Genomic DNA, 17,947 nt, shown 5'->3' with positions numbered 1-17,947 from the left:
TCACCGCCCGCTGGTGGTGACCGCCGCCCGCCTGGTCGCGGTGCGGTAGAGGCAGCAGATGCCGTCGACGAGGTCGGGATGCGCGCCGAGCGGTCCCGCCACGAGCGTGCCCTCCACCATCGAGTCGAGGGCCGTCTCCACCCGCTCGACGAGCAGCCCCGCCGACAGGAGGTAGGGGCTGAGCGCGATCCGCCCGGCGCCGGCAGCGCGCAACCGGCGCACCGCCCCGGCGAGAACGCGGGCATCGGAGCCCAGCCGCGTGGCGAAGACCACCTCAACCGGACGGTGCAGTCGCGTCGACAACTCGATCGCCCGGCGTCGGACGTGGAGGTCGGCCGCGGCGTCCGACGACCCGACCGCGGCCAGGATCACACCGTCACGATCGTCGAGACCCGCCTCGTGCAGACGGTCGGCGAGTGCCGCCGCCAGCGACCGGGTGCCGACCACCTCCGTCTGATGCGCGAAGGGCCGATGCGCGGCGATGATCGCGGGCAGGTCGACCTTGTGGTGATACCCCGCCGACAGCAGCAGCGGGACGACGACCGGGTCCGCGTCGGCGTCCCCGACACGTTCGAGGACGTCGCCGACGAACGGCTCGTTCAGGTCGAGGTAGGACAACACCACCTCGACCTCGGGCAGGGCGGCCGCGACGGCGTCGCGCACACGGCGCGCGGTCACGCCGAAGCGCGGATCGCGGCTGCCGTGTGCGGCGAGGACGAGCGTCGGGTTCACACCAGCTCTTTGAGATGCAGCGGCGCCAGGGCGTCGCCGACGAGACCGGCCGCCAGTGTGTTGCCGCCGGCCGGATCGATCAGCAGGAAGCTGCCCGACTCGCGGTTCACCTGGTAGTCATCGGCCGGGATCGGCTCCGCGGTCTGCACCGAGATCCGCACGATCTGATTGAGCTCCACCGTCTCCGGGGCGTCGACCAGCGCGAGGTTCTGCTCGTCGAAGAGGGCGTCGAGTCCGCCGACGATGGCCTGCGTGGTCTTGGTGCCGTGCTTGAGGAGCAGACGCGCGCCCGGGCGCAGCGGCTTCTCGGCCAGCCAGCACACGGTCGCGGTGAACTGCTGGATCGGCTCGGGGGCGTCTGCCACCGCCGCGATCAGGTCACCGCGCGAGATGTCGACGTCGTCGGCGAGCAGCAGGGTGACGCTGCGGCCGGTGTGCGCGGTCTCCAGCGGGCCGTCGGCGGTGTCGATTCCGCTGACGGTGGTCCGCTGGCCCGACGGCAGCACGACGATCTCGTCGCCGACCGTGACGCGGCCGGCCGCGATCTGCCCGGCGTAACCGCGGTAGTCCGGGTACTCCGGGGTGCGCGGACGGATCACGTACTGCACCGGGAAGCGCAGGCCCACCGGGGCGCGCTCGGTCAGGTTGGGAACCGTCTCGAGGTGCTCGATGAGGGTCGGGCCGTCGTAGAACGGCGTGTTCTCCGACGGCTTCGCGATGTTGTCGCCGTGCAGGGCCGACACCGGGATCGAGGTGACCTGCTCGGGCGACCATCCGAGCGAGCGGGTGAGCTCGCCGAATTCGGCCGAGATCTCGGCGAACACGCTCGCCGCGTCGTCGACGAGGTCGATCTTGTTGACCGCGAGCACCAGCTGCGGCACGCCGAGGAGCGCCATGACCGCGGCGTGGCGACGGGTCTGCGCGACGACACCGTTGCGGGCGTCGACGAGCAGGATCACCAACTGCGCGGTCGACGCGCCGGACACCGTGTTGCGGGTGTACTGCACGTGGCCGGGGGTGTCGGCGAGCACGAAAGAGCGTGCGGGCGTGGCGAAGTAGCGGTACGCCACGTCGATGGTGATGCCCTGCTCGCGCTCGGCGCGCAGGCCGTCGACGAGTAGCGACAGGTCGGGGGTGTCGAGGCCGCGGTCGACCGACGCCTTCGTGACGGCGTCGATCTGGTCGGCCAGGACCGACTTGGTGTCGTACAGCAGGCGGCCGACGAGGGTCGACTTGCCGTCGTCGACGCTGCCCGCGGTGGCGATGCGGAGGAGGTCGGGGGCGTGGCTCATCAGAAATATCCTTCGCGCTTGCGGTCTTCCATCGCGGCCTCGGAGACACGGTCGTCGCCGCGGGTGGCGCCGCGTTCGGTCAGTCGGGAGGCGGCGACCTCGGCCAGCACCTCTTCGTTGGTGCGGGCCTCGGACAGCACCGCGCCGGTCGACGAGCCGTCGCCGACGGTGCGGTAGCGCACCCAGCGGCGTTCCAGCACCTCGCCGTCGCGGGGGCCGCCCCAGACGCCGGGGGTCATCCACATGCCGTCGCGCTGGAAGACGTCACGCTCGTGGGCGTAGTAGATCGAGGGGAGCAGCACCTGCTCGCGGGTGATGTAGCGCCACACGTCGAGCTCGGTCCAGTTCGACAGCGGGAACACGCGGACGTGCTCGCCCGGTGCGTGGCGCCCGTTGTAGAGGTTCCACAACTCGGGGCGCTGACGCTTCGGGTCCCACTGGCCGAAGGCGTTGCGCAACGAGAAGATCCGCTCCTTGGCGCGCGAGCGCTCCTCGTCGCGGCGGCCGCCGCCGAACACCGCGTCGAAGCGGTTCTCGGTGATGGCGTCGAGCAGCGGGATGGTCTGCAGCGGGTTGCGGACGCCGTCGGGGCGTTCGGTGAGCCGGCCGTCGGCGAGGTACTCCTCGACCGAGGCGACGTGCAGGCGCAGGTTGTGGCGCTCGACGACCTGGTCGCGGAACTCGAGGACCTCGGGCAGGTTGTGCCCGGTGTCGACATGCAGCAGCGAGAACGGAAGCGGCGCAGGCCAGAACGCCTTGAGGGCGACGTGCAGGAGGACGGTGGAGTCCTTGCCGCCGGAGAACAGGATCACCGGCCGCTCGAACTCGCCGGCCACCTCGCGGAAGATGTGGATGGCCTCGGACTCGAGCGCGTCGAGGGTCGAGAAGTCGTCGTCGGCAACGGCGTCGCGGACGGGCTGGGGTTCGGTGATGGTCATGCGTGGAGCCCACATTCTGTCTTGGCGCGGCCGGCCCAGCGGCCGCTGCGCGGATCGGATCCGGGTGCAGGTTTGGCGGTGCACGGCGCGCAGCCGATCGAGGGGTAGCCCTCGTCGACCAACGGGTTGACCAGCACGCCGTGGGAGTCGATGTAGTTCTGCATCTGCTCGTCGGACCACGGTGCGATCGGGTTGATCTTCACCAGGCCGAAGGCCTCGTCGAACGAGATCAGCGGGGCGTTCGCGCGCGTCGGCGCCTCCACGCGGCGGATGCCGGTGACCCACGCGTCGTAGCCGGCGAGCCCGGCCTTGAGCGGGACGACCTTGCGCAGGCGGCAGCATTCGCCCGGGTCGCGCGCGAAGAGGTTGCGGCCCAGCAGTTCGTCCTGCTCGGCGACGCTGTGCTCGGGGGTGAGGTTGATCAACTGCACCCCGTAGACCTGCTCGACGGCGTCGCGGGTGCCGATGGTCTCGGCGAAGTGGTAACCGGTGTCGAGGAACAGGACCTTCACCGGTCCGCCGACCAGCTCACGGTCGATGTTCTTGACCGCGAGGTCGACGAGCACCGCGTCCTGCATGTTCGACGCGACGACGAAGTTCGTGCCGAACATCTCCGCGGTCCAGCGGAACAGTTCCTCCGGGCTCGCGTCGGGGCCGAGGTCGGCGGCGCCCTTGGCCGCGATCGCGCGGAGCTCCTCTTCGCTGTGGCGCCGGCCGGCGACCGTCTCGGTGGTGCTGATGGTCATCGGAGTGCCTCCTCGTCGGCGCGAACGGCCCACTGCGCGAACCGTTCGCCGTCTTCTCGCTGCTCCACGAAGTTGCGGACGACGCGTTCGATGTAGTCGCCGAGCTCGGTGGAGAGAACCTTGTGCTGGCGGAGCTTGCGGCCGAATCCCGAGTCCAGGCCGAGGCTGCCGCCGAGGTGGACCTGGAAGCCCTCGGCCACGTTGCCGTCGGCGTCCTCCACCAGCTGGCCCTTGAAGCCGATGTCGGCGATCTGCGAACGTCCGCAGGAGTTGGGGCAGCCGTTGATGTTCACCGTGATCGGGACGTCGAGCTTCGAGTTGATGTCGGCGAGACGCTCCTCGAGCTCGGGCGCGAGCACCTGCGAGCGTTTGCGGGTCTCGGTGAAGGACAGTTTGCAGAACTCGATTCCACTGCAGGCCAGCAGGTTTCGGCGCCACTGCGAGGGCCGGGCGTGCAGGCCGAGCGGCTTGAGCTCGTCGATCAGCCACTCCACCTGGTCGTCGGGGACGTCGAGGACGATCAGCTTCTGGTACGGGGTGAAGCGCACGCGGTCGGAGCCGACTTTGGCGACGGCCTCGGCGGTCTTGGTCAGGATGGTGCCCGACACGCGACCGGCGATGGGGGAGAAGCCGACGGCGTTGAGGCCGTTGCGCAGCTTCTGCACGCCGATGTGGTCGATCGGGCGTTCGGGTTTCTCCGGGGCCGGGCCGTCGATCAGCTTGCGGCCGAGGTACTCGTCCTCGAGGACCTGGCGGAACTTCTCGATGCCCCAGTCCTTGACGAGGAACTTCAGGCGCGCCTTGGAACGCAGGCGCCGGTAACCGTAGTCGCGGAAGAGCGCGACCACGCCCTCCCAGACGTCGGGCACCTCGTCGAGCGGGACCCACGCGCCGACGCGCTGGGCGAGCATCGGGTTGGTGGACAGGCCGCCGCCGACCCAGAGGTCGAGGCCGGGGCCGTGCTCGGGGTGCACGACGCCGATGAAGGCGACGTCGTTGATCTCGTGCACCACGTCCTGCTGGCCGGAGATCGCGGTCTTGAACTTGCGCGGCAGGTTCGAGTACTGCGGGTCGCCGATGAACCGGCGGACGATCTCGTCGATGGCCGGCGTCGGGTCGAGGACCTCGTCGAAGGACTCGCCGGCCAGCGGCGAGCCCAGCACGACGCGCGGGCAGTCGCCGCAGGCCTCGGTGGTGTGCAGGCCGACGGCCTCCAGGCGCTGCCAGATGGTGGGGACGTCCTCGATGCGAATCCAGTGGTACTGGACGTTCTCGCGATCGGAGAGGTCGGCGGTGTCGCGGGCGAACTCGGTCGAGATCTCGCCGAGGGTGCGCAGCTGCGCGACGGTGAGCGCCCCGGCATCGCACCGGACGCGCATCATGAAGTGGTTGTCCTCGAGGATGTCGATGTTCTCGTCGCCGGTCCAGGTGCCGTCATAGCCCTGGGCGCGCTGGGTGTAGAGGCCCCACCAGCGCATACGGCCGCGCAGGTCCTGCTTGTCGATCGAGTCGAAGCCCTGCTTGGAGTAGATGTTCTCGATGCGGGCGCGGACGTTGAGCGGGTTGTCGTCCTTCTTGACCTGCTCGTTGGGGTTCAGCGGCTCGCGGTAGCCGAGCTTCCACTGGCCTTCGGCGCGGCGCTTGACCGGACGGGCCTTGCGGGCCGGGCGGGCGCGCTTCTCGGCGGAGGTGTCGGCGGTCTGGTCGGCTGCCGGGGCGGCGGGAGCCGATGCGGACACGGGGGCATCAGTTGTGGACGTCATCAGAGAATCTCCTGTGCCGGCGCACGCGATCGCCGGCGTTCTACGCACGAAAAGTGGGCTGGAACGTGCCGGCATCCCCGCAGAAATGGGGACAGGTCGGGGCCGAGACGTCGCTAGAGGCGACAGAAAGCGCTGTTGACGCGCTTGAGATCAATGTGGCGTCGGGCAGCGAGCCACACCCCGGGGAAAATCACGGCTCGATAATGCCACGTCCGTCGTCGCCACGTCTACTTGGGGTTATTTTCCATCACGATGATGGAAAGGCGGCAAGGTGAGCTGCGCGGCGTTGCAGCCCCGGTCTGCCGCGGGTGTTCGGCCGGCGACCGGCGGCTTCGGTTGAGGGCAAGAGGCGGCGACGCGTTTCCGGGCGGCATGATGGACGGGTGAAGGTCGACATCGAAACACCCGCTCCCGAGCTCGCCGCCGGGCTCATCTCGAGGGCGTGCGCCGACGTCGACCCCGAGGTCCCGTTTGGTCTGTATCTGCACGTCCCGTTCTGCGCGACGCGCTGCGGCTACTGCGACTTCAACACCTACACCGCGGGTGAGCTCGGCTCGTCGTCGTCCCCGGAATCCTGGCAGGAGGCGGTCGCGGCCGAACTCGAATCGGCGGCACGCCTGCTGCAGCCGGCCCGCAAGGTGTCGACGATCTTCGTCGGCGGAGGAACCCCGTCGCTGCTCGGTGCCGCCGGACTCACCAGGCTCCTCGATGCCGTGCGCGCCGAGTTCGACCTGGCCGACGACGCGGAGGTGACGACCGAGTCGAATCCGGAGTCGACGTCGCCGGAGTTCTTCGCCGATCTGCACGAGGCCGGGTACACGCGGATCTCGCTGGGCATGCAGTCCGCGGCGCAGCACGTCCTGCGCGTCCTCGACCGCGTGCACACCCCGGGACGTGCGGTCGCCGCCGCGCGCGAGGCCCGCGAGGCGGGCTTCGAGCACGTCAACCTCGACCTCATCTACGGCACCCCCGGCGAGACCGATGCCGACCTGCACGCCAGCCTCGACGCGGTGCTGTCGGCGGGCGTCGACCATGTCTCGGCCTATGCGCTCATCGTCGAGGACGGCACCGCGCTCGCGCGGCGAATCCGGCGCGGCGAGATGCCCGCCCCCGACGACGACGTCCTCGCCGACCGCTACCAGATCCTCGACGACCGGCTGAGCGCCGACGGGTTCGGTTGGTACGAGGTGTCGAACTGGGCGCGCGACGAGGCGGCGGCCTGCCGGCACAACCTCGCGTACTGGCACAGCCACGACTGGTGGGGGATCGGGCCGGGCGCCCATTCACACGTCAACGGCGTGCGCTGGTGGAACGTCAAACATCCCGCCCGGTATGCGAAGACGCTCGCCGAGGGGGCGCTGCCCGCGGCGTCGGCGGAGGAACTCGGCGCCGAGGACCGGCACGTCGAGGCGGTCATGCTCACCACGCGGTGCCGGACGGGGCTGCCCATGGGCATCCTCGACGACGCCGAACGTGCGAACGCCGAGAAGCTGTGCGCCGACGGCCTTCTCGAGCGAGCGGAGACGGCCTACGTCCTCACCGACGCCGGGCGCCTGCTCGCCGACGGTGTCATCCGCCGGGTTCTCTGGGGCTGAATCACCCTGCAAACCCACCACTTTTCGGCACACGCCACCGAATTCGGTGGCGTGTGCCGAAAAGTGGTGGAGCTGCGGAGGTCTAGGGGCTGGTCCACCCGGTCGACCGAGGGCCTCGACGGTGCGCGCCGCGACCCGAGGGAGACGGACGTGTCGCGGGGATGCCGGACGGCGAGACGCCGGGGCCGGGCACGCGCGGGATCTCCCGGGTCTCGGGAGTGGCGCGCCGCGCCGGGGTCTCGGCGGTGTCGTCGAGCTGCTCCTCGAGCGGGCGGGCGCCCTCGGAGAGGTCGAGCGCGTCGAGGTCGAGTGTGCGGGCGTGGATGATGTGCCGGTTCCGCAGCGCGGAGCGGACCGCGCGATGCAGTCCGTCCTCGAGGTAGAGCTCGCCCTGCCACCGGACGACGTGTGCGAACAGGTCGCCGTAGAAGGTGGAGTCCTCGCTGAGGAGCTTGTCGAGGGCGAGGACCTTGGTGAGGGTGGTCAGCTCGTCGAGGCGTAGCTGCCGCGGCGGGATCTTGGCCCAGCCGCGTGCCGACAGACCGTGGTCGGGATAGGGCCTACCCTCCCGCACCCCTTTGAAGATCATGAGACTCCGCGCTCGTTTCGTACTATGGATTACATCCAGTATGAGGTCTGGGCCACTCTATGGCCCGGACCCGCGGCCAGGGACTCGAATCACGGGAGGTGTACCGGGTGTCAGCGACCGAGGAACGCCGGTTCGAGATCCTCCGTGCGATCGTCGAGGACTACGTCGCCACGCAGGAACCCATCGGCTCCAAGGCCCTCGTCGACCGCCACAAGCTGGGGGTGTCGAGTGCGACGGTCCGCAACGACATGGCCGTCCTGGAGGCCGAGGGGTACATCACGCAGCCCCACACCAGCTCCGGGCGGGTGCCCACCGACAAGGGCTACCGGCTGTTCGTCGACCGGATCAGCGAGATCAAGCCGCTCTCGGCGGCCGAACGGCGCGCGATCATCTCGGTCCTCGACGGCAGCGTCGACCTCGACGACGCCCTGCGGCGCTCGGTGAAGCTGCTGGCCAAGCTGACCCGCCAGGTCGCGGTCATCCAGTATCCGGTGCTCTCCGCGGCACGGGTCCGCCACCTCGAGATGGTCACCTTGTCCCCGTCGCGACTGCTGCTCGTGGTGATCGTCGACAACGGACGCGTCGAGCAGCGGATGGTGGTGCTCAACGAGGACCACACCGACGGCGACATCGCGCGCATGCGCGACCTCTTCTCCGCGGCGCTCCACGGAAAGCGGCTCGCCGAGGCGTCGGCCGCGGTCGCTGAACTGGCCAACGACGCACCCCAGGACCTGCGCGGCGCGATCATGAACATCGCGACGGTCCTCGTGGAGACCCTCGTCGAGCGCGGCGACGACCGCCTCGTGCTCGGCGGCACGTCGAATCTCGCGAAATCCGCCGCGGACTTCACACCCACGGTCGGTGGGATGGACACCGTCCTCGAGGCGCTCGAGGAGCAGGTCGTCGTCCTCAAGATCCTCGCCCACTCGCAGCAGATGGGGCAGGTCACGGTGCAGATCGGGGAGGAGACCAAGACCGAGAACCTGCGTGGGACCTCGGTGGTGTCGACAGGGTACGGTGCATCGGGAACCGTGTTCGGCGGCGTCGGAGTGCTCGGCCCCACACGGATGGACTATCCGGGAACCATCGCCTCGGTGGCGGCCGTTGCCAAGTACATCGGTGAGGTGCTCGCCGAGCGATGACCGCAGGCCCGGCGGGCGAGCGGGACGCCGCGCGAAGGCCGCCGGCGGGTTTTCGGCAGAATTGAGTGGTTCCCGTGTGAACCGTGCGGCGGGCTGCCCGCAGGCGCGGGGCGCACGACGCGTGGGTGCCGCAGAGAACGGCGCCAACAACAGACCGAAGGATCACTACGACCGTGGCACGTGACTATTACGCAACCCTGGGGGTGTCCAAGGACGCCAGTGACCAGGAGATCAAGCGGGCCTACCGCAAGAAGGCGCGCGAACTCCACCCCGACGTCGCCCCCGACCGGGAGGACGAGTTCAAGGAGGTCAAGACCGCCTACGAGGTGCTCAGCGATCCGGAGAAGCGTCGCATCGTCGACGCGGGCGGCGACCCGATGGCCGGGCCCCGAGCCGGCGGCTTCGGCGGCTTCGGGGGCGGCGGAGGCTTCGGCGACGTCTTCGAGGCCTTCTTCGGCAACGGCGGAGGCTTCGGCGGCGGAGGCTTCGGCTCGAGCCGCGGTCCGCGTTCGCGTGTCCAGCCGGGGGAGCCGGCCCTCGTCGGTGTGAAGCTCGATCTCGAGGAGTGCGCCAAGGGCGTCAACAAGGAGATCACCGTCGACACGGCCATCCTGTGCGACGCCTGCAAGGGCTCGGGTTCCAACGGCGACAGCAAGCCGGTGACCTGCGACACCTGTAAGGGTGCCGGTGAGATCCAGTCGGTGCAGCGCTCGTTCCTCGGCCAGGTCATGACCGTCCGCGAGTGCCCGACCTGCCACGGGGTCGGCGAGGTCATCCCCGACCCGTGCCACAAGTGCGGCGGCGACGGGCGGGTCCGTTCGCGGCGCACGCTGACCGTCCGCATCCCGGCGGGCGTCGAGAGCGGCATGCGCGTCCGGCTGAGCGGCCAGGGCGAGGTCGGGCCTGGCGGCGGTCCCGCCGGCGACCTCTACGTCGAGGTCACCGAGCGTCCGCACGACGTCTTCGTCCGCGACAAGGACGACCTGCACTGCACCGTCAAGGTGCCGATGGTCGACGCGGCGCTCGGCGCCGAGTTCGACGTCCAGACCATCCTGGGCGACGAGGTGACGGTCACGATCGCACCCGGCACCCAGCCCGGACAGGTCGTCAAGCTCCGCGGGCACGGCATGCCGCACGTCAGCTCCGGAGTGCGCGGCACACTGCACGTGCACCTCGACGTGGTGGTCCCGACCCGTCTGGACAACGCCCAGACCGAGGTGCTCAAGCAGTACAAGAAGGTGGCGAACGAAGAGATCGAGGTGGTCAACTCGTCGGCCGCCGCGGCACCGGGCGGACTCTTCTCGCGACTCCGCAACGCCTTCGCAGGCAAGTGAGCCCGCCGCTCTTCTGGGCGGATTCCGTCCCCGCACCGGGCGCCGATCTCACCCTCGGCGGCCCCGAGGGTCGCCACGCGGTGACCGTCGCCCGGCTCGGGGTGGGCGAACGCATCCTCGTCGGCGACGGCGCCGGGTCCGTCGCGAACTGCGAGGTCCGCGAGATCGTCTCCAAGGACACCCTCGTCGCCTCGGTGCGCGAGCTCACGTTTCGGGCTCGCCAGACCCCGCAGGTGACCGTGGTGCAGGCGCTGCCGAAGTCCGACCGGTCCGAGCTGGCGGTGGACCTGGCGACCGAGGCCGGTGCCGACACGATCGTCCCGTGGCAGGCGATGCGCTGTGTCGCGCGCTGGAGCGGCAAGGCCGACAAGGGCGTCGCGAAGTGGCGGGCCGCGGCGTCGGCGGCCGCGAAGCAGAGCCGTCGGCCCTGGATTCCCGAGGTCACCGATCTCGCCACGACCACCGACGTCCGGGCGCGGTGCGCCGACGTGGTCGCCGCGGGCGGGGTGGTCGCGGTGCTGCACGAGGAGGCGGCTCGGCCGCTCGCCGATCTCCCACTCGCCGACGCCGGTGAGATCGTGCTCGTGATCGGCCCCGAGGGCGGACTCGACGACTCCGAGGTCGCCGACCTGACGGCCCTCGGCGCCCATTCTGTGGTTCTGGGACCCGAGGTGCTGCGCACGGCGGCCGCCGCCGCCGTGGCACTCGGCGCGATCGGCGTCCTCACCTCGCGGTGGTCCCGATGAGCCGGCGATGCCCGGTCCGGCGGGTAAAGATCGAGTACGGCGACGAACCGTCGCAGTTCGGGCATCTCTATTTCCCGCGCGAGGGCTTCGATCCCGAGCACGCCCGCGTCGTGGTGCTCATCCACGGCGGGTCGTGGTCGGCCGAGTACTCCTTGACGATTCAGACCGCGGTCGCGCGGGAGATGTCCGGCCGCGGCGCCTTGGTGTGGAACATCGAGTACCGGCGCGTCGGCGAGCCCGGCGGCGGCTGGCCCGAGACCGGCCGCGACGTCCTCGATGCGATCCGTGCCCTCGACGGGCCGGTCCGCGACGCGTTGTCTGAGCAGGGGCTCGACCCTGCCGGCGTCGACTTCTCGACGGTCGGGGTCGTCGGGCATTCTGCCGGCGGGCACCTCGCGGTGTGGGCGGTGGGGCAGCTCGGCGCGCGCACCGCGACCACCCGCATCACGACCGTGGTCGCCGAGGCCGCTGTGCTCGACACCGTCTCCGGCGCCGACAAACCCGCACTTCGGGCGTTGATGGGCCGCCCCTTCGGAGAGTCCCCGCGCCGTTACCGGGAGGCCTCGCCGATGCTGGCGCCGGTCTTCGACGCGCACGTCGTCGCAATCCACGGTGACGCCGACGACCTGGTGCCGCTGGAGTCGAGCCGTCGCTACGTGGAGGACGCGGTCGCCCGCGGCCAGTCGGCCGAACTGATCGTCGTGCCGGGGGAGGGGCACGAGGCATTCGTGGACCCGCGCAGCGCGTGTGCGCGGCAGACGGTGCGGGTCCTGGGGATCTGATTCCCGGAAACCTTCTCGATCACGGTCATGGTGGATCGCCGCCGGTCCGGGTACCGGGTTCCAGAACCTCCATGCGGATGAGTCCGCCGTCCCCGAGTGGGACGTACTCCGGCGCAGGTTCGGGCGGCATCCGGGCTCGCTCGGCTCGGCATTCGGGCTCGCTCGGCTCGGCGGCCAGGCCGGCGACTCGGTGGGGAACCGACGCAGCGGCGGGCGGCCCGTCGAAATATTGCCTGCTGATGCCGTGTTGCATAGCGATACACTGACCACAGGATGTGTCGGCTCGTGACGTGACGGCGCAACCTGCCATCCCACCGCCGACCACCAGGAGTGATTTCATACGTGAGTGACGCCAACCCCGAACCGAGCGGGCAATCCAGCCGTACGCAGCCGCGCCGGTCTGGGGTCACATCCACCATCGAAGTCTCTCCGGGAGTGGTGTTCGGACTCCTCGGTGCCAGTGACATCAACCTGCGGACCCTCGAGCAGCTGCTGCCCGCCGACATCCACGTCCGCGGCAACCAGGTGACGCTGACCGGCGAACCCGCCGACGTCGCCGCCTCCGAGCGGGTCATCGCCGAGCTCACCGATCTCGTCGGCCGCGGCACCCCGCTCACCCCCGACCTGGTCCGGCACAGCGTGTCGATGCTCTCCGACGGCGGGAACGAGTCGCCGGCCGAGGTGTTGTCGCTCGACATCCTGTCCCGACGCGGCAAGACCATCCGGCCCAAGACGCTCAATCAGAAGCACTACGTCGACGCCATCGACAACAACACGATCGTCTTCGGCCTGGGGCCGGCCGGCACGGGCAAGACCTACCTGGCGATGGCCAAGGCCGTGCAGGCCCTGCACGCCAAGACGGTCAACCGCATCATCCTCACGCGTCCCGCCGTCGAGGCCGGCGAACGTCTCGGCTTCCTGCCGGGCACGCTGAGCGAGAAGATCGACCCCTACCTGCGTCCGTTGTACGACGCACTGCACGACATGATGGACCCCGAGGCGATCCCGAAGCTGATGGCCGCCGGCGTCATCGAGGTGGCGCCACTGGCCTACATGCGCGGGCGCACCCTCAACGACGCCTTCATCATCCTCGACGAGGCGCAGAACACGACGGGCGAGCAGATGAAGATGTTCCTGACCCGTCTGGGCTTCGGGTCGAAGGTCGTGGTGACCGGCGACGTGACCCAGGTCGACCTCCCCGGCGGGGCCAAGAGCGGACTCATGACCGCGACCACGATCCTCGAGGGCATCGACGACATCCACTTCGCCCGGCTGACCAGCCAGGACGTCGTCCGGCATCGACTGGTCGCCGACATCGTCGACGCCTACGGGCGTGCGGAGGAAACCGAGCGGACCGGCGCGACGATCGGCGGCAACCGTGCGGCGCGTCGTGCCGCGGCCCATGGACGTCGCTCATGAGCATCGAACTGGCCAACGAGTCGGGCGTCGAGGTCCCGGCGGAACTGATCATCGACGCCGCGCGGTTCGCCGTGGGCGCGATGGACGTCAACCCCGGTGCGTTGCTCTCGGTCCTGTGCGTCGACGAGGACACCATGGCCGATCTGCACGTCCAGTGGATGGACCTGCCGGGCCCGACCGACGTGATGAGCTTCCCGATGGACGAACTGGTCCCGGGTGGGCGCCCCGACGCGCCCGAACCCGGTCCGGCGATCCTCGGCGACATCGTGTTGTGCCCGGAGTTCGCGCGCAAGCAGGCGCGTGAGGCACGACGTTCCTTCGAGCACGAACTCGCGATGCTCACCATCCACGGTGTGCTGCATCTCCTCGGCTACGACCATGCCGAGCCCGAGGAGGAGCGTGAGATGTTCGGCCTCCAGAACGAGATCCTCGAGGCGTTCTACGCCGACCGGCACCGCCGGGCGCAGGAACAACGCCTGGCCGACAGGGATGCGCGGCTGCTCTCCAACATCGGTTTCACCGGCACCGAGAGCGGCCCCGAGGACACGGGGACCGCCCCGGGATTCACCGGACGGTCCGAGGAGGACTGAACGTGTCCTCCGACTACTGGTTCCTCGTGGCCGCAGTCGTCCTGATCGTGTTGGGCGGGTTCTTCGCCGCCGTCGACACCGCGGTGTCGACCGTGTCCATTGCCCGCGTCGACGACATGGTCCGCGAGAACCGGGCGGGCGCACGGCGCCTGGCGATCATCCTCGACTCGCGCGCCACCTATATCGGCCTCGCCGTACTGCTTCGCGTCATGTGCGAGTCGGCCGCCGCCGCGCTCATCGCGCTCGCGGTCACCCGCTGGATCGGCATCGGGTGGGGACTCGTCGTCGCGATCGCCGCGATGACCGTGATCTCCTACGTCGCCATCGGTGTGGGACCCCGCACGCTGGGGCGCCAGCACGCCTACTCGATCGCGCTGTCGACGTCGTACCTGCTCTCGGCGCTCGGCGTCCTGCTCAAGCCGCTGACCCGGCTGCTCATCCTCATCGGTAACGCGCTGACGCCCGGGAAGGGCTACCGCAACGGCCCCTTCGCCACGGAGATCGAGCTGCGCGAGGTCGTCGACCTGGCCGAGGCGAGCGGAGTGGTGGCCGCCGACGAGCGGCGGATGATCCACTCCGTGTTCGACCTCGGCGACACCAGCGCCCGCGAGGTGATGGTGCCGCGGCCGGAGATGGTGTGGATCGAGGCCGACAAGACGGTCCTGCAGGCCACGAATCTCGCCATGCGATCGGGTCATTCACGCATCCCGGTGATCGGAGAGAACACCGACGACGTCCTGGGCGTGGTGTACCTGAAGGACATGGTCGTTCGGACCATCGCGCAGCGCGTCGACCCCGCGACCCTGCGAGTCTCCGAGGTGATGCGCGAGGCGCAGTTCATGCCGGACTCCAAGCCGCTGGACAAGGTCCTCGCCGACATGCAGCGCACCCGCAACCACATGGCGCTGCTCGTCGACGAGTACGGCGGGATCGCCGGCCTGGTCACCATCGAGGACGTCCTCGAGGAGATCGTCGGCGAGATCACCGACGAGTACGACACCGATGAGCTCGCGCCGGTCGAGGATCTCGGGGACGGCTCCTACCGCGTGTCCGCGCGGCTGCCCGTCGAGGATCTCGGCGAGCTCTTCGACATCGAGATCGACGAGGAGGAGGTCGAGACGGTCGGCGGCCTCGTCGGACTCGAACTCGGCCGCGTCCCGCTGCCGGGGGCCAGGGTGGAGTCGCACGGACTGCAGCTGGTCGCCGAGGGCGGGCCGAACCGACAGGGCCGCCAGCGCATCATCACCGTCCTCGTGTCGCGCCTGGAGTCCGAGGACGAGGCCGAGGACCGGGATCACAAGGACCGGGATCACAAGGATCGAGACCACCGGGACCGCAAGGAGCGCAAGGACCGCGGCCAGAAGGATTCCGGCCGTAGGGACGCGGCCGAGAAGGACTCCCGCGACCGGAGGCCCGCCGACACCGACCACGACGCCCCGGATCAGCACCCACACCCAGAAAACCCGGACCACGACGGTGCCGGACAACCGACAGCAAGGATGAACCAGTGACCGAGACCCTCGCGGACGAGGATCAGAAACTCGTGGTGCTCGCGCGCGGCGCCCTGGCACGCGCCGAGGCCCGTTCGGGCGCGGCCGTGCGCGACGGCGACGGGCGCACGTATGCCGGGGCCGAGGTCCGCGCGAAGACCCTCACGCTCAGCGGCCTGCAGGTCGCGGTGGCCTCCGCCCTCTCGAGCGGCGCGACCGCGTTCGAGGCCGCGGTGCTCGTCAACGGCGACGCCGACGATCCGGGCCTGGCCATTCTGCACGAGTTCAGCCCGCAGGCGTACGTCGTCATCACCGACGCCGCGGGCCGTCCCCAGCACCGACTCGGCGGTGACGATGCCTGAGTTCCGTTCCGGCTTCGTCTGTTTCGTCGGCCGGCCCAACACGGGCAAATCGACTCTCACCAACGCCCTCGTCGGCGAGAAGATCGCGATCACCTCGAATCGGCCGCAGACCACCCGACACACGATCCGCGGCATCGTCAACCGGCCCGACGCCCAGCTGATCCTCGTCGACACCCCGGGGCTGCACCGTCCGCGCACCCTGCTCGGGCAGCGACTCAACGACCTGGTGCGCGACACCTACTCCGAGGTCGACGTCATCGGCATCTGCATCCCGGCCGACGAGGCGATCGGCCCCGGCGACCGCTGGATCATCACGCAGGTGCGGGAGATGGCGCCGCGCACCAAGCTGCTCGGCATCGTCACCAAGATCGACCGGGTCTCGACAGACAAGGTCGCCGAGCAGCTGCTGGCGCTGTCCGAACTGCTCCCGGACGACGCCGAACTCGTGCCGGTGTCGGCCAAGTCGGGCAAGCAGCTCGACGTCCTCACCGACGTGCTCGTCGGCATGATGGAGGAGGGGCCGGCGTTCTATCCCGACGGCGAGCTCACCGACGAGCCCGAGCAGGTCCTCATGGCCGAGTTCATCCGCGAGGCCGCGCTCGAGGGCGTACGTGACGAACTTCCCCATTCCCTGGCGGTTGTGATCGAGGAGGTCATCGAACGCGAGGACCGACGCCCTGACCAGCCCCCGATGGTCGACGTGCACGCGGTCCTCTTCGTCGAACGCGACAGCCAGAAGGGCATCATCATCGGGCGCAAGGGCGCCCGGCTCAAGGAAGTGGGTACAGTTGCCCGCGCACAGATCGAGCGGCTGCTGGGCACCAAGGTGTACCTGGATCTGCACGTGAAGGTCGCCAAGGATTGGCAACGCGACCCCAAGCAGCTGCGCCGGCTGGGCTTCTAGACGAACGATTGCCGGTGCCCGTCCGACGACGGGCACTTCGCCTGCGGGGGAGAGATGTCGATGGGAACGCACGAGGCGCACGAGGACTCTGACGCCATTGGCCGGGGCGACCACGAGGCGCCCGAACCGGAGGAGCCGACCGGCCGGACGATCGCCGGGGTCCTCGGCTCCCCGCGGTTCTGGCTGGCGCCCTTGGTTATCGTCGCGGTGCTGTTCTCGCTCATGGCCGCGCTGTACATGTCCGCGGTCGTCGACCCGCAACGCCATCTGCACGACTTCCCGATCGCCCTGGTGAACGAGGACTCCGGCGGTGAGGTCACCGGCGCCGACGGCAAGCCGGTCGAGCAGAACATCGGTGCGCAGGTCGCCGACGGGATCGCCACCACCGCCGCCGAGAACGGCTTCGAGGTGCGTCGCACCGACCGGTCGACCGCGCTCGGCGAACTCAACAGCGGCAAGATCTACGGCGTCGTCGTCATCGGTGCGAACTTCACCAATCGCGCTGTCGCGCTGGGACGGTCGACGGTCCTGACGTCGGCGCCGGCACGCCCGGCGATCGACGTCTTCATCAACCGCGGCTCGGGCGCCTTCGCGTCGTCGATCACCCAGACCTTCGCCGAGCAGATGACCAAGCGCGTCAACGAGCAGGTCGGCGCGCAACTGACCGAGCAGGTGCGTCGGCAGCTCGACGCGAACGACGTGACGTTCACCGGCGCCGCGCAGCTCGCGGTGGGCAACCCGGTGCAGGTGACGGTGTCGGAGCCGACACCGCTGCCGCAGGGCGCGGGCAACGGACTCTCGGCGTTCTACCTCACACTCCTGCTGGTCCTCGCCGGGTTCACCGGCGCGATGATGGTCAGCATCGTCGTCGACGGCATCCTCGGGCAGACGCCGATCGAGTACGGGCCGTTCTACCAGCGGCGCGACCGGCTGAACATCAGCCGGTGGGCGACCCTCGCCGCCAAGTGGGTCATCATGTTCCTCGTCGCGGTGGTGCTGTCGACGGTGTTCATCGGAGTGGGTGCGCTGGTCGGGACGTCGCTGCCGAACGCCTTCGTGCTGTGGGTGATCTCCGTCCTCGCGATCTTCGCGGTGGGCGTGAGCGCGAGCGCGATGATGGCGGTCTTCGGCAACGCGGGCCTGCTGTTCAACCTGATCTTCTTCGTGGTGTTCGGCCTGCCGTCCTCCGGCGGCACGCTCCCGCTCGAGGCCAGCCCGCGGTTCTTCGAGTGGGTGGCCGCGGTCGAGCCGATGCACGTCATCTACCTGGGGGTGCGGTCGGTGCTGTACTTCGACGCCGACCTCTCGGCCGGTCTGGCCCGCTCGGTGATCCAGTGCTTCGTCGGCCTGCTGCTCGGCGCCGCACTCGGCTTCCTCGGCACCAAGTTCTACGACCGCAAGGGCTGGCACCGGTACCCGGGAGGCATGACGCTCCCGCCGAGGCTCGACAAGATTGTCAATGCCGACTGAGTTCGGGCCGAGCGGGTTCGGACCGACCGGGCCCACCCGGTGTCCCTGCCCGC

General features: G+C 69.7%; 18 protein-coding genes. 11 read left to right on the top strand and 7 right to left on the bottom strand.

The genetic code is table 11. The features are described 5' to 3' along the window. The 5 genes from GP2_RS07055 to GP2_RS07035 are packed head-to-tail and all read right to left on the bottom strand — an operon-like array spanning nucleotide 1 to nucleotide 5,471. Nucleotides 1–732 (bottom strand): sirohydrochlorin chelatase, encoded by a 732-nt coding sequence (locus tag GP2_RS07055; protein ID WP_006899799.1) that lies wholly within the window; start codon nucleotides 730–732, stop codon nucleotides 1–3. Then, the gene (locus GP2_RS07050; protein ID WP_006899798.1) at nucleotides 729–2,024 is read right to left on the bottom strand and encodes a sulfate adenylyltransferase subunit 1; all 1,296 of its coding nucleotides are present in this window, start codon (nucleotides 2,022–2,024) and stop codon (nucleotides 729–731) included. The genes GP2_RS07055 and GP2_RS07050 overlap by 4 nt, the downstream gene beginning before the upstream one ends. Beyond that, nucleotides 2,024–2,977 (bottom strand): sulfate adenylyltransferase subunit CysD, encoded by a 954-nt coding sequence (cysD, locus tag GP2_RS07045; RefSeq protein WP_006899797.1) that lies wholly within the window; start codon nucleotides 2,975–2,977, stop codon nucleotides 2,024–2,026. Before cysD ends, GP2_RS07050 begins: the two co-directional genes overlap by 1 nt. Beyond that, nucleotides 2,959–3,708: a phosphoadenylyl-sulfate reductase gene (locus GP2_RS07040; RefSeq protein ID WP_006899796.1), complete on the bottom strand. Its 750-nt coding sequence runs from the start codon at nucleotides 3,706–3,708 to the stop codon at nucleotides 2,959–2,961. The genes cysD and GP2_RS07040 overlap by 19 nt, the downstream gene beginning before the upstream one ends. Continuing rightward, complete coding sequence (locus GP2_RS07035; RefSeq protein WP_006899795.1) at nucleotides 3,705–5,471, bottom strand: nitrite/sulfite reductase; 1,767 nt, start codon at nucleotides 5,469–5,471, stop codon at nucleotides 3,705–3,707. Before GP2_RS07035 ends, GP2_RS07040 begins: the two co-directional genes overlap by 4 nt. 383 nt (nucleotides 5,472–5,854) lie before the next feature. On the opposite strand from GP2_RS07035, the gene hemW reads away from it, so the two are divergent. Further along, the gene (gene hemW / locus GP2_RS07030; RefSeq protein WP_006899794.1) at nucleotides 5,855–7,066 is read left to right on the top strand and encodes a radical SAM family heme chaperone HemW; all 1,212 of its coding nucleotides are present in this window, start codon (nucleotides 5,855–5,857) and stop codon (nucleotides 7,064–7,066) included. 82 nt (nucleotides 7,067–7,148) lie between these two features. On the opposite strand, the gene GP2_RS07025 is transcribed toward hemW, so the two are convergent. After that, entirely contained in the window at nucleotides 7,149–7,655 is a 507-nt protein-coding gene (locus GP2_RS07025; protein ID WP_006899793.1) for a type II toxin-antitoxin system VapB family antitoxin, read from the bottom strand. Nucleotides 7,656–7,762: 107 nt separating this feature from the next. On the opposite strand from GP2_RS07025, the gene hrcA reads away from it, so the two are divergent. The 4 genes from hrcA (at nucleotide 7,763) to GP2_RS07005 (ending at nucleotide 11,659) form a co-directional block, all read left to right on the top strand. Continuing rightward, nucleotides 7,763–8,797 carry a heat-inducible transcriptional repressor HrcA gene (hrcA, locus tag GP2_RS07020; protein ID WP_040526598.1) on the top strand — a complete coding sequence of 345 codons (1,035 nt, stop codon included), beginning with the start codon at nucleotides 7,763–7,765 and terminating at the stop codon, nucleotides 8,795–8,797. Nucleotides 8,798–8,970: 173 nt separating this feature from the next. Further along, a complete protein-coding gene (dnaJ, locus tag GP2_RS07015; protein ID WP_006899791.1) occupies nucleotides 8,971–10,131 on the top strand; it encodes a molecular chaperone DnaJ in 1,161 nt (386 codons plus the stop codon). After that, nucleotides 10,128–10,877, top strand: a complete 750-nt coding sequence (locus GP2_RS07010) for a 16S rRNA (uracil(1498)-N(3))-methyltransferase (protein WP_006899790.1) — start codon at nucleotides 10,128–10,130, stop codon at nucleotides 10,875–10,877. Before dnaJ ends, GP2_RS07010 begins: the two co-directional genes overlap by 4 nt. Beyond that, the gene (locus tag GP2_RS07005; protein WP_006899789.1) at nucleotides 10,874–11,659 is read left to right on the top strand and encodes an alpha/beta hydrolase family protein; all 786 of its coding nucleotides are present in this window, start codon (nucleotides 10,874–10,876) and stop codon (nucleotides 11,657–11,659) included. Before GP2_RS07010 ends, GP2_RS07005 begins: the two co-directional genes overlap by 4 nt. 25 nt (nucleotides 11,660–11,684) lie before the next feature. Here GP2_RS07005 and GP2_RS21625 read toward each other — a convergent pair whose 3' ends face one another. Next, nucleotides 11,685–11,912, bottom strand: a complete 228-nt coding sequence (locus GP2_RS21625; protein ID WP_006899788.1) for a hypothetical protein — start codon at nucleotides 11,910–11,912, stop codon at nucleotides 11,685–11,687. Nucleotides 11,913–12,001: 89 nt separating this feature from the next. Here GP2_RS21625 and GP2_RS07000 point away from each other — a divergent pair, with 89 nt between their 5' ends. Genes GP2_RS07000 through GP2_RS06975 form a run of 6 tightly spaced genes read left to right on the top strand, consistent with a single transcriptional unit; the run spans nucleotide 12,002 to nucleotide 17,894 of the window. Continuing rightward, entirely contained in the window at nucleotides 12,002–13,078 is a 1,077-nt protein-coding gene (locus GP2_RS07000) for a PhoH family protein (protein WP_006899787.1), read from the top strand. Then, nucleotides 13,075–13,668, top strand: a complete 594-nt coding sequence (gene ybeY / locus GP2_RS06995; protein WP_006899786.1) for an rRNA maturation RNase YbeY — start codon at nucleotides 13,075–13,077, stop codon at nucleotides 13,666–13,668. The genes GP2_RS07000 and ybeY overlap by 4 nt, the downstream gene beginning before the upstream one ends. A gap of 2 nt (nucleotides 13,669–13,670) precedes the next feature. After that, nucleotides 13,671–15,179, top strand: coding sequence for a hemolysin family protein (locus tag GP2_RS06990; RefSeq protein WP_006899785.1), 1,509 nt, complete (start codon nucleotides 13,671–13,673; stop codon nucleotides 15,177–15,179). Then, nucleotides 15,176–15,520 carry a cytidine deaminase-like protein gene (locus GP2_RS06985; protein ID WP_006899784.1) on the top strand — a complete coding sequence of 115 codons (345 nt, stop codon included), beginning with the start codon at nucleotides 15,176–15,178 and terminating at the stop codon, nucleotides 15,518–15,520. The genes GP2_RS06990 and GP2_RS06985 overlap by 4 nt, the downstream gene beginning before the upstream one ends. Next, entirely contained in the window at nucleotides 15,513–16,424 is a 912-nt protein-coding gene (era, locus tag GP2_RS06980) for a GTPase Era (protein ID WP_006899783.1), read from the top strand. The genes GP2_RS06985 and era overlap by 8 nt, the downstream gene beginning before the upstream one ends. Nucleotides 16,425–16,484: 60 nt before the next feature. Further along, nucleotides 16,485–17,894 carry a YhgE/Pip domain-containing protein gene (locus tag GP2_RS06975; RefSeq protein ID WP_040526597.1) on the top strand — a complete coding sequence of 470 codons (1,410 nt, stop codon included), beginning with the start codon at nucleotides 16,485–16,487 and terminating at the stop codon, nucleotides 17,892–17,894. The last annotated feature ends 53 nt before the right edge of the window (nucleotides 17,895–17,947 follow it).

The sequence above is a fragment of the Gordonia paraffinivorans NBRC 108238 genome (assembly GCF_000344155.1).
Taxonomy (GTDB): Bacteria; Actinomycetota; Actinomycetes; order Mycobacteriales; family Mycobacteriaceae; genus Gordonia; species Gordonia paraffinivorans.
This window is presented reverse-complemented; position numbering and strand designations above follow the sequence as displayed.

Bases quoted from the DNA above. Each gene is read 5' to 3' on its own strand.
- cysD (WP_006899797.1), bottom strand. From the start codon at position 2,977: ATGTGGGCTCCACGCATGACCATCACCGAACCCCAGCCCGTCCGCGAC.
- GP2_RS07025 (WP_006899793.1), bottom strand. From the start codon at position 7,655: ATGATCTTCAAAGGGGTGCGGGAGGGTAGGCCCTATCCCGACCACGGT.
- GP2_RS07005 (WP_006899789.1), top strand. From the start codon at position 10,874: ATGAGCCGGCGATGCCCGGTCCGGCGGGTAAAGATCGAGTACGGCGAC.
- GP2_RS07050 (WP_006899798.1), bottom strand. From the start codon at position 2,024: ATGAGCCACGCCCCCGACCTCCTCCGCATCGCCACCGCGGGCAGCGTC.
- GP2_RS06975 (WP_040526597.1), top strand. From the start codon at position 16,485: ATGGGAACGCACGAGGCGCACGAGGACTCTGACGCCATTGGCCGGGGC.
- GP2_RS21625 (WP_006899788.1), bottom strand. From the start codon at position 11,912: ATGCAACACGGCATCAGCAGGCAATATTTCGACGGGCCGCCCGCCGCT.
- era (WP_006899783.1), top strand. From the start codon at position 15,513: ATGCCTGAGTTCCGTTCCGGCTTCGTCTGTTTCGTCGGCCGGCCCAAC.
- ybeY (WP_006899786.1), top strand. From the start codon at position 13,075: ATGAGCATCGAACTGGCCAACGAGTCGGGCGTCGAGGTCCCGGCGGAA.
- GP2_RS07035 (WP_006899795.1), bottom strand. From the start codon at position 5,471: ATGACGTCCACAACTGATGCCCCCGTGTCCGCATCGGCTCCCGCCGCC.
- GP2_RS07040 (WP_006899796.1), bottom strand. From the start codon at position 3,708: ATGACCATCAGCACCACCGAGACGGTCGCCGGCCGGCGCCACAGCGAA.